This is a genomic window from uncultured Turicibacter sp. (genome assembly GCF_938044715.1).
Classification (GTDB): domain Bacteria; phylum Bacillota_I; class Bacilli_A; order MOL361; family Turicibacteraceae; genus Turicibacter; species Turicibacter sanguinis.
In genome coordinates this window covers 1-10006 of sequence record NZ_CALIOS010000029.1, presented here as the reverse complement: position 1 = coordinate 10006, position 10006 = coordinate 1, and the positions used below count along the sequence as shown (strand labels likewise).

11 protein-coding genes are annotated in these 10006 nt (G+C 34.5%); 4 read left to right on the top strand and 7 right to left on the bottom strand.

Annotated features, from left to right (window positions below):
- The 5 genes from QWC74_RS03245 to QWC74_RS03225 form a co-directional block, all read right to left on the bottom strand.
- On the bottom strand, positions 1-524 hold a 524-nt coding region (locus tag QWC74_RS03245; RefSeq protein WP_288993910.1), incomplete at its 3' end, for a polysaccharide deacetylase family protein.
- Between the two features lie 25 nt (positions 525-549).
- Entirely contained in the window at positions 550-834 is a 285-nt protein-coding gene (locus QWC74_RS03240; protein ID WP_006784649.1) for a glycosyltransferase, read from the bottom strand.
- Entirely contained in the window at positions 831-1601 is a 771-nt protein-coding gene (locus QWC74_RS03235) for a galactosyldiacylglycerol synthase (protein WP_006784648.1), read from the bottom strand. Before QWC74_RS03235 ends, QWC74_RS03240 begins: the two co-directional genes overlap by 4 nt.
- Before the next feature lie 370 nt (positions 1602-1971).
- A complete protein-coding gene (locus tag QWC74_RS03230) occupies positions 1972-3723 on the bottom strand; it encodes a glycerophosphodiester phosphodiesterase family protein (RefSeq protein WP_006784647.1) in 1752 nt (583 codons plus the stop codon).
- Positions 3724-3838: 115 nt separating this feature from the next.
- On the bottom strand, positions 3839-5026 hold the full coding sequence (locus QWC74_RS03225) for a CdaR family transcriptional regulator (protein WP_006784646.1): 1188 nt from the start codon (positions 5024-5026) through the stop codon (positions 3839-3841).
- 143 nt (positions 5027-5169) lie between these two features.
- Between QWC74_RS03225 and QWC74_RS03220 the strand changes: the two genes are divergently transcribed.
- The 4 genes from QWC74_RS03220 to QWC74_RS03205 all read left to right on the top strand — a co-directional run bounded on the left by QWC74_RS03220 (position 5170) and on the right by QWC74_RS03205 (position 8493).
- The gene (locus QWC74_RS03220; protein ID WP_006784645.1) at positions 5170-5916 is read left to right on the top strand and encodes an SDR family NAD(P)-dependent oxidoreductase; all 747 of its coding nucleotides are present in this window, start codon (positions 5170-5172) and stop codon (positions 5914-5916) included.
- 15 nt (positions 5917-5931) lie between these two features.
- Entirely contained in the window at positions 5932-6870 is a 939-nt protein-coding gene (locus QWC74_RS03215) for a 2-keto-3-deoxygluconate permease (protein WP_006784644.1), read from the top strand.
- 100 nt (positions 6871-6970) lie between these two features.
- The gene (locus QWC74_RS03210) at positions 6971-7213 is read left to right on the top strand and encodes a hypothetical protein (RefSeq protein ID WP_229040062.1); all 243 of its coding nucleotides are present in this window, start codon (positions 6971-6973) and stop codon (positions 7211-7213) included.
- Positions 7214-7428: 215 nt separating this feature from the next.
- Complete coding sequence (locus tag QWC74_RS03205) at positions 7429-8493, top strand: linear amide C-N hydrolase (protein WP_202795346.1); 1065 nt, start codon at positions 7429-7431, stop codon at positions 8491-8493.
- Between the two features lie 114 nt (positions 8494-8607).
- Here the strand turns inward: QWC74_RS03205 and QWC74_RS03200 are convergent, their stop codons facing one another.
- Entirely contained in the window at positions 8608-9447 is an 840-nt protein-coding gene (locus QWC74_RS03200; protein ID WP_006784641.1) for a cysteine ABC transporter substrate-binding protein, read from the bottom strand.
- Positions 9448-9461: 14 nt separating this feature from the next.
- A partial coding sequence (locus tag QWC74_RS03195) for an amino acid ABC transporter ATP-binding protein (RefSeq protein WP_288993909.1) occupies positions 9462-10006 on the bottom strand: 545 nt, incomplete at its 5' end.

Sequence of the window (10006 nt, the reverse complement as noted above, 5' to 3'; positions counted from 1 at the left end):
TTAACTTTAATCATTTGACTTGTATTTTTCTTTCGCCAATCCTCAGCCATCACATGCCAGATGATTAGTCGTAATCTATAGCGATGTAATTGCACTAACGTCATCCAATTAATTAATCCCCATGGTGGCCGATAATACCTTACATTAATACCTAAATCTTTCATAACTTCTATCCCTTTATCAAAATCTTTCTTCATATAAGATGGTGCTTTCCATAAAGCATTTTTATGTTCATAAGAATGAAAACCAATTAAATGTCCTTCTTGTTGAATCCGTTTAATTAGATCATGATTTTCTAAAGCAAACCGTCCTACTACAAAAAAAGTAGCTTTTACTTGATACTTTTTTAATAGATCTAATAATTGTGGTGTATAAAAATGATCTGGTCCATCATCAAACGTTAAATAAAGTGTATGCCCATTTGTTTTCTTAAAAATTAATCTTTTCATTCTAACCCAAATAGATGGAATAACACCATACCCCAAAATACCTAATAAACCTATCCAAATGACTTTTTTTCTCAACATCTTCACCTCTATTTTGGATATATTAAAGGGGACTAGAGTTGATAAAATGGTTTTTAATATTTTTCATATTATCTTTCATTCTTTGTTGATCTTCCCTATTTTCGAGTAACTCTAAGATGTCTCTAGTAACCTCTTGTCTCTTACTTGACCATATAACTCTTCCAATACGGGCCTCTTCAATATATTTTGCATTTTCAATCTCCTGTATTAAAAAAGGATTAATAATATAAAGTGGTGTTTGTGTATGAATGGCTTCAAACATCGTAATCCCACCTGACTTCGTCACTAATAAATCAGCACGTTTCATATAATCTGCAACATGATTGGTAAAGCCAATAACTTCAATACTCGGAAACTTTTTTTCACTCTACTACAAAGTTTTGTATTATGCCCTGTAATCATGGTTAATTTAATATCTTCTCGCCTTGATAACTGTTTTAAAAAATGATCTGGTGATGAAATCAATCCTAGTCCCCCACCCATAATTAACACTTCACGTTTTGCTAACCTCTTGTCTTTTTTCTCTTGTGAAGGGCCTTTAAAGCATTGCTTAACCGGAATGCCACAAACCTTAATTTTTGAAGCTGATACACCCTTTTGAAGTAAATCTAATTTAGTTTTTTCTGCTCCTACAAAATAAAAATCTGTTTGAGAGGCTATCCATTCTTCATGCACCATGATATCTGTTATATACGTATAGAGTGGAATATCATCTTGCTTCATCTCTTTATATGTTGAAATATATTGCGGACATACTGGGCAAGTCGTAATAATAAAATTAGCTTCGTACATCTTTAACATCTGCTCAATCTTATGCGTCATAATAGTCTTAAAAGGCATATGACTATATCTAGCTGTTATTTTGTTAAACATATTATAGATGAAGGCACATTTCGTGACCATAAAGTTAAATCCACCATAAATCCATTTATTGAGATGAGGGAATAAATAGGCAATAACATCTACGACATGAATCGTTGCATGAGGATACGTTAATAAAATTTCCTCTCGAATAGCTTCTGACACCGAGACATGTCCCATTCCAAACTTGGCTGTTAAGATTAGAATATTCAAACTATCACTTCCCTTCAATCGATACGATATATGTAAGTCCAGATAAGTTTTATACACCCTCAAAACTTTTATTTTCCCTACTGGTGGAGGAAAGCTACGATTCGCAACCTCATCCGTAGCGCAGGGGACCCATTCCCAAAAATATGATGGACTGTAACTGTTCTTAGATATGTAGATTTCCTAGCGTTTTGCGTACAAAACACTCCTCAACTATTAGGCAAAAACGTAGATTAAACCTAATAAAGAACGTTGCAAAAGATGTGAGGAACTAAACTTTTGTATTAGTTTTTCCAATCTATTCTTTATTTAAGCGCAAAAAACAAAAAAAGACGACTCTTGTCGAAATAACAAAAGTCACCTTTTAAAATTTTTATTCTGCTTTTATTAAAGAAGCTTTAACTTCAAGTGTATGCTCCACATAATCTGTAATAATATTATCTACACCTAATTCCATTAAACGCTTCGTTTCATTTAAATTATTAACGGTCCAAGCAAAAACTAATTTTCCATGACGGTGAATATCTGCAACTAAATCAGCTGTAATAAAACTTGATTGCAGACTAAATACATCTGCATACTTCATCTCACTCACATCACCGTAAAGAGCTGATGTAATATATCCTGTCATAATTTCGTTATTATATTCTTTAACTCGTTTTATTGCCTCATAGTCGGCTGCTGTAATCACAATATCCTCAAGCATGTCATGGCTTGCTACCATATCGACAACCAGTCTTCCTAAATCCTCCTCAGACGATTTCAATTCAATATTTAGTTTGGCACGACCTGCACATAACTCTAAAGCTTTTTCAAGTGTTGCGATATGTGTTCCCTCGAAAATATCATCAAATGATGCTCCAAGATCAATCGTGGATAACTCATCATATGTTAAATCACTTATTTTTTTCTTTATTCCTGCCATTCTTTTGAGTGTTCGGTCGTGAAAGAGTACTAACACCTCATCTTTCGTTTTTTGAACATCAACTTCAATATAATCTGCCCCATGCTCAATTGCTAACCCAATCGCGGGCATTGTATTTTCAGGCGCCATTGCTGAATAACCACGATGAGCTGTTATTTCAGTCTGTCTGATAAGGGATAATGTCTCAAACGTATCTTTATAAATATTAGACCCCATCATCAATCCAGCACCAATGAAACAAAAACAACATAGAATAAAGATACTCATTACTTTTTTGGAAGAATCTAAATTTATATTCCTCCAACCTGGCACGCCAATTCTTTTCTCATGTAACCAATGATAATAGCTGGCACTTATTTGACAATACTGGGCTGGAATCAAAAAGATGGTCATTAATAAAATTAAACTCATAAAAACAATAATCTTGACTGTAAAAATCCAAATAGAAAACTGATTTAAAGTTTCAGTTAACAAAGCCATCATACCAAATCCAACTGTTTCAAGTAATAAAACGGACACAATGACGGTTGCATACCATAAAATTACCCTTACTACACTATTTAAAAATCGATGATGTGTCATTTTAACGCTCGCCTGAATAGATGAGCTTAAACTTAAATCCGATAAATTGTACCAATGAGGACAATACATCCATCTTACACATCCGATTGAAAACAACACCCCAACAATCAAAAATAAAATCATCCATAACCGATTCGAGACAATATAGTCATTTACCACACCCGTCAGTGTTAATTTTGGAAAATAGCTTCCTCGAATATTAAAATAAAACATTAAAATTCCCATTACTGCAATCAGTGCTATCACCAGATTTGTTTTAATTAACTTGAAAAGTGACTTCAAGGATAAATAAAATAGATCAAACCACGATATTTTTACCCGGTGATACGATGCATGAAAAGCGTACACTAAACCACTAATTTCACAAAACAACAGTAATGTAAAAAAACCAAGCAATAAAAAAATAATAATCAAAGTAGATGGTCGTAATAAATACGACATAAAATTTTCAACTGTAATAAATCCATAACCACTCATATAAACTGATAACCTAAATAAAAGAAGTAAAATCGGTGTATAAATCATCCATGACATCAGCTTAAATAGCAGTTCAAATAAGAGAATCCCTTTAAAATTATACTTAAATAAAGCAAATGCATTCTTGAGTTCTAGCCCCATTGTTTCAATCCCTCTTTACCTAATAAACTATAATTTCAATGACTATAATAAATAGTATTAATTAACAAATATCACAAATGATGTAATAAGTAAAATAAATTTATGATGATCCTCTTTACTTACACCAAACCTGTATGATTTGACATGAAAATAGTAACTGATTGACCACCGCATAATCATCCAAATCTAAATGAAAGAGCTCTTTAATTTTTAATATCCGATAGTTAATGGTATTACGATGCAGATACAGATAATTTGAGGTTGCTTTTATACTTTGTTTCATTCTTAAATAAACATTTAGTGTATTTAAATAGTCTGTTTCAAACTTTTTATCATATTCATAAATGTTTAAAACTGTTCGATGACAAAAATATAGTAATTCTTCTCTTGGAATCTGCCTTAGTAAATCATAAATTTTAACCTGTTCATAAAACACATATCTATCAAAATCATCTAACAAATACTTACGATTCTCATAAGCACTAATCGCCTGATTCTCATACCGTTTAAACTCAAATAACTCATAAAAAACATCGCTAATGCCAAGAATCAACTGTTTAAACTTTAAATAATCATTTAGCTCCTTATTAAATAAGCCCGCCCTCTCCTCCACCAAAATAATCAAAATTTTATCCACAACAATAATGGTTGAACCCGGAAAATGGGATAAAAGTTCATGCTTAAAATCATCTTCATCTGCATTATAGGATAAAAAATCGTTTAAATCTGAGCATAATACTCGATATGTCGACGTCATTTTTAAATGACTAAATTGAACCCGTTCATAAAGATGAATACGATTAATATAGTTGTCACGTCGTAATTCTAATAAAATATCTTCATTTTGAAGCCGATCACTTGGTGGCATTAATTTTTGTTGGATTAGAAGTTCCTTTGCTAACACTTGGCTAACGAAGTAGTAACATTCCTCATCTAAATCATCAAAATCATGTTTTACTTCCGTAATATTAAGATACCCTAGTAATTGATGATTAATCTCAAGTTTATAAAAACGACGTCTTCGTTCATTGATTTGATCAACTGTCATGCATTCATATTTTCGATTCTTATCTTTTAATGTGTGCCAATGATTTAACGTCGTGGCAAATTCAAGGGTAATATAACCTCTACTAACTGCATTGTTCCAAATCAAATCATCTATTTTAATACAGGAAGAATGAGCAATAATATTGTAAGAATTATTAATAATAACCAGTGGGTTATTTAAATACTTCGCAGCTTTATCGACCACTTGTTCAAACGATTCTCCTTGCAAAATGGATTGTATTAATTCCTCTTTCACATTCTCTCTCCTTTGTGCTAGCAGCCTAATATCTCATCTACTTTCTAGGCTATGCTCACATTTTCCGTTTATGCCTTCAGTGCTATAATGTTAGCGTAAGTTAATTAATGATTTTTTTCACAAAAATGAGGGGGGCTTGTAAAATGTTTAATTTCAAAGGTAAAACAATCTTAGTAACGGGTGGAGCTCAAGGAATTGGGAAAGAAACTGCAAGAGGAATTGTTGAAGGTGGCGGACATGCCGTTATTTTAGATATTAACGAGGCAGTCGGATTAGCAACGGCAGAGGAACTTGGAAATGCTTCTTTTTATAAAATCGATCTTGGAGACTGCGATAATATCCGTTCAGTTATTTCAACTGTCTTAAATGATTTTGATCGAGTACACGGTTTAATCAACGTCGGAGGTGTGATTTCAAAATTACCATTTCAAGAAATTAGTGATGCAGAATGGGAAAGAACCATTCGTATTAATTTGACCGGTACTTTCACCACTTGTTCAGCTATTTATCCTTATTTTATTGAGAAAAAAGGGGGACGCATCGTTAATGTTTCATCTGTAGCTGGAAAAATTGGAGGAGGCTTGCTTGGAACAGCAGCCTATGCTTCTTCAAAAGCTGGGGTTAATGGCCTAACAAAGGCTATCGCTAAGGAAGGTGGAAAATACGGAATTAGTTGTAATGCTGTTTGCCCATCATTTACTCATACGGCAATGACAAAAAGTTTATCTGAAGATGCACAGAAAAATGCAAAAGTTATTGGTATGATTCCACTTGGGCGTGCTGCTGAACCCGTTGAGATTGCTCAAATGATTTTGTTCTTTGCTTCTGATGCAGCAAGCTTCGTTAACGGTGAGATTGGGGACTGTGATGGTGGTATTGTATTAGACTAATCGGAGGGGATCATAATGGCAAAACTAAAATACAAACGATTTCCGGGAGACACGATTGTTGTCCCAATGCTAATTGGCGTTTTACTAAATTCATTCGTTCCTCAAGTTTTAGAAATTGGGGGATTCTTTACAAATGCTGTGCATGGAACAGGTGCTTTGGTTGGAATCTTCCTATTCTTTTTAGGAGCCAGTATTGATATTAAAAGTACACCACGCGCTATAAAAAAAGGGGCCGTTGTCATTGTCACTAAAGTATTAATGTCAGTTTTGTTAGGGCTTGGGGTGGCCTTCCTATTCAATGACAATTTCTTAGGATTGTCAGCTTTAGCTATTATTAGTGCCATCTCTGTTGCAAACAACGCACTTTATTCAGGGATTGTAGCACAGTACGGTGACGATTCTGACAAAGGGGCTGTAGGAATTACATCTTTAAGTGTCGGACCTACTGTTACGATGATTGCTCTAAGTTCTGCTGGCCTTGCAAGTATTTCAATCTGGCCAATCATCGGATCGATTTTACCGCTTATCCTTGGATTAATTCTAGGAAGTTGCTCGCCATGGCTTAAGAAAAATCTAAGCGCTGGGGTGACTCCAAGTATTATCGTCGTTGGATTTGCACTTGGTTGTGGAATGTCGATTCAGCAATTATTCCAAGGTGGGTTATCTGGAATTTTACTTGGATTAATTACGGTCTTTATTGTTGGGGCTATTACAATTGGAGCTGATAGATTAACAGGTGGTTCAGGAATTGCCGGAGCTTCAATTTCAAGTACTGCAGCCAGTGGCGTTGCTAATCCTGCCGCTTTAGCAGCGGTTGATCCAACTTATGTCTTAATTGCTCCTGTTGCTACCGCTCAAGTTGCTGCTTCAGTCATCATTACAGCCTTTTTAACACCAATGCTCACAAGCTTTGTTGCCAAACAAAATGAGAAAAAAGCTCAAAAGACGGTTTAACAACCGTCTTTTTCAATGCAAAAAAATAATGATCAACAATAGCAATATTCATGAAAGACTTGGACATAATAAAGTTGATATTATATCAGGAGGTTTCATGATGAATAATAAACAAGCTCAATTTTTAGACTATATTTTAAAACGCGTTCAAGATGGAAAAGTCGATGAAGCTCAAAAATTAGTCAATGAATGTTTTAAAAAACAAGAAGCAGGAACATTTACACGTGCCGATATTGGTGCCTTTATTCCTCAAATTACAGTCTTAATAAAACCAAACCATGTAGATGAAGTCCACAATGTCTTACATGAATTTGCAGCAAGCTTTAAAACAAATCAAGAATAATCCAAAAAAGTTCAAGACGCTTAACGCATCTTGAACTTTTTAACTATATATAATCACATTTTCTTCACTTCTCTACTTTCATGCTTTCTACGTATTAATTAGTAATAAAAATATTTCAATAACGATAAAAAAACAAGTTATGCGTAAACTAAATGGTATCTAAATATACTAAAGATAGGAGGATTATCATGAACGATAATAAGATAAAGTAATCGATAGAAACTCTGAGTGCAGGATGTAGCGGGCTATCTTGGATTAGTGAGGATCAAAAACATTTTTGGGGGAGAAACTTCGATTTCAATCGCATTGCATCAAATAGCAAAATAACCTTTGTTCCAAGTGGCACAACTTTCTACGCTTGTGGAACAGCTATTGAAAAAAATCTAGATGAATCAACCAAGTTAACCTCTTCATATGGTGTGTTAGGAATGGGATCCTTAATCTTAAAAACAACTCCAACTTTTTTTGAAGGCATTAATGAGAAAGGATTAATGGGGGGGCAACTCTACTATCGTGAGTTTGCTAAATATGCTGATGAAGTGAAGGAAGGAACCATCCCCTTACAACCTATCTTTGCCGTTACTTACTTCTTAAGTATGTGTGCTACCGTCGAAGAAGTCATTTCAAAATTAGAAAATGATGTTACACTTATCGCAAAGCCTGTCTTCGGGGATATCCGTAATACTCACTGGATGTTTAGTGACCGTACAGGAGAAACCATCATCATTGAACCTGATGTAGATAAACTGAAGATTCACCGACATTCAATGGGCGTCTTAACAAATAGTCCAAATTACGATTGGCATCGTACCAATTTATTAAATTACTGCAATATACGAAGTCTCGATTATTCAAGCGTTACACTGAATGACGATACGATTGAAGCCTGTTTCTCAGGGAGCGGAGCAGCTGGACTGCCAGGAGATTTTAGCTCGCCATCTCGATTTACACGTTTAGCCTTCCTCAAAAATTACGCCTGCAAAGGAAAAAATGAAACCGAAGCTGTTACCTATATGTTCCAAACATTTAAAAACGTTCAATTTCCAATGGGGATCGTTGAAGTTGGCGAAGATAAAACCATTACGGAGCATGATAGTGGCGTCGTTTTATTTGATTACACGATTTACACTGCCGTTATGTGCTCTGAATCTCTTCGCTATTACTGGGTAAGCTACCAAAACATGCGTATTCAATGTGTGGATATGAACCCATTAATTGAGAAAAAACAAGCTGTTCAATTCGAATTAAATCCTATAAATGACATCAAATATCTTAATTAATACAAAAAGAGCCTCTTTAGACAATCCTAAGAGGCTCTTTATTTGTTTAAAAGATTTCAAGACTCTCAAATCTTCATCGATAAATTTTTCTCATGAGACATACCTTATTCAAAATTATTCAATAACGCCACCTTCAACCACAATATTATCAGGCGTTGCCGCATCACCATAAACTGGCGCTAATGTTTCTTCATAATCGGCATGGAAGAAATCCTCTTTTCCAAGCTCTACAATCTCATTATTTAACCACTCTAATAACTCATCATTGCCTTTTTGGACAGCTGCTGCAATCGTATCAATACTTCCTAATGATTCAACTCCAACACTAAATCCTTCATTTTCAAGTGCCCATGCTAATACTTCTGTATTATCAGTCGAAAGAGCATCTCCACGACCATCGAGTAGCGCATTATAGGCTTCACTATATTGATCAAATTTTAATAAATTTACATTTGGATAATTTTCAGTAAAATAAGTTTCTGCTGTTGTTCCTTTACTAACAATGAGCGTTTTCCCATTTAATTGTTCGACATCTGTAATTAACGCATCATCTGGAGAAACAACTCCTAGTGCCACTTTCATATAAGGTAAAGTAAAATCTACTTTTTCTTTTCTTTCCTCAGTCACTGTAAAGTTTGCCAAGATAATATCCACTTTATTAGACACTAAATATTCAACACGACTTGCCGCTTCAACGGGTACGTACTCAACTTCTACGCCAAGGTCTTGTGCAATTCGATTCCCAAAATAAACATCATAACCTTGATAATCCCCATTCGAATCAACATAACCAAACGGTTTTTTATCACTAAAGACACCAATAATAATTTTTCCACTCTCTTGAATCTCTTCAATACTTCTCGCTTCTGATTGACTAGTATTTGATTCACCGCATGCCCCTAAAACTCCTAACGTTAATAAGAAACTCATGAAACATAAAAAAACTTTTTTCATTCTAAATTCTCCTTTCATTCAAACGTGAACAGATTTAAAAATTGTTTAGCCCGATTCGTTTTAGGATTCGTAAAAAATGTTTCTGGATCACTTTCTTCAATAATCTGTCCTTCATCTAAAAAAATAATTCGATCTGCAATCGCACGAGCAAACTGCATTTCGTGAGTTACAATGACCATCGTACTTCCCTCTTTAGCAAGTGAAAGCATCACATCTAATACTTCTCGTACCATTTCTGGATCAAGCGCAGCCGTCACCTCATCAAATAATAAAATTTCTGGTTTCATACAAAGTGCCCGAACAATGGCAACACGCTGTTTTTGACCACCTGATAGTTGGTGTGGATAAGCATTTTTCTTTTCTAATAACCCCACCCGTTCTAATAATTGCTCTGCTTCTTTCACCACCTCGACCTTATCCCGATTTTGTGCTTTAATAGGACCTAACGTAATATTTTGCAACACATTCAAATGTGGAAATAACTCGTAACTTTGAAAAACCATACCAATTTTTTGTCTAACTAAATGCATCTTTTTATGCTGATTGCTAATCACCTCAT

What these genes read in the sequence shown, in the direction of transcription:
- QWC74_RS03240 (WP_006784649.1), bottom strand. Translation starts at nt 834, where the DNA reads ATGAAACGTGCTGATTTATTAGTGACGAAGTCAGGTGGGATTACGATG.
- QWC74_RS03230 (WP_006784647.1), bottom strand. Translation starts at nt 3,723, where the DNA reads ATGGGGCTAGAACTCAAGAATGCATTTGCTTTATTTAAGTATAATTTT.
- QWC74_RS03220 (WP_006784645.1), top strand. Translation starts at nt 5,170, where the DNA reads ATGTTTAATTTCAAAGGTAAAACAATCTTAGTAACGGGTGGAGCTCAA.
- QWC74_RS03215 (WP_006784644.1), top strand. Translation starts at nt 5,932, where the DNA reads ATGGCAAAACTAAAATACAAACGATTTCCGGGAGACACGATTGTTGTC.
- QWC74_RS03210 (WP_229040062.1), top strand. Translation starts at nt 6,971, where the DNA reads ATGAATAATAAACAAGCTCAATTTTTAGACTATATTTTAAAACGCGTT.
- QWC74_RS03200 (WP_006784641.1), bottom strand. Translation starts at nt 9,447, where the DNA reads ATGAAAAAAGTTTTTTTATGTTTCATGAGTTTCTTATTAACGTTAGGA.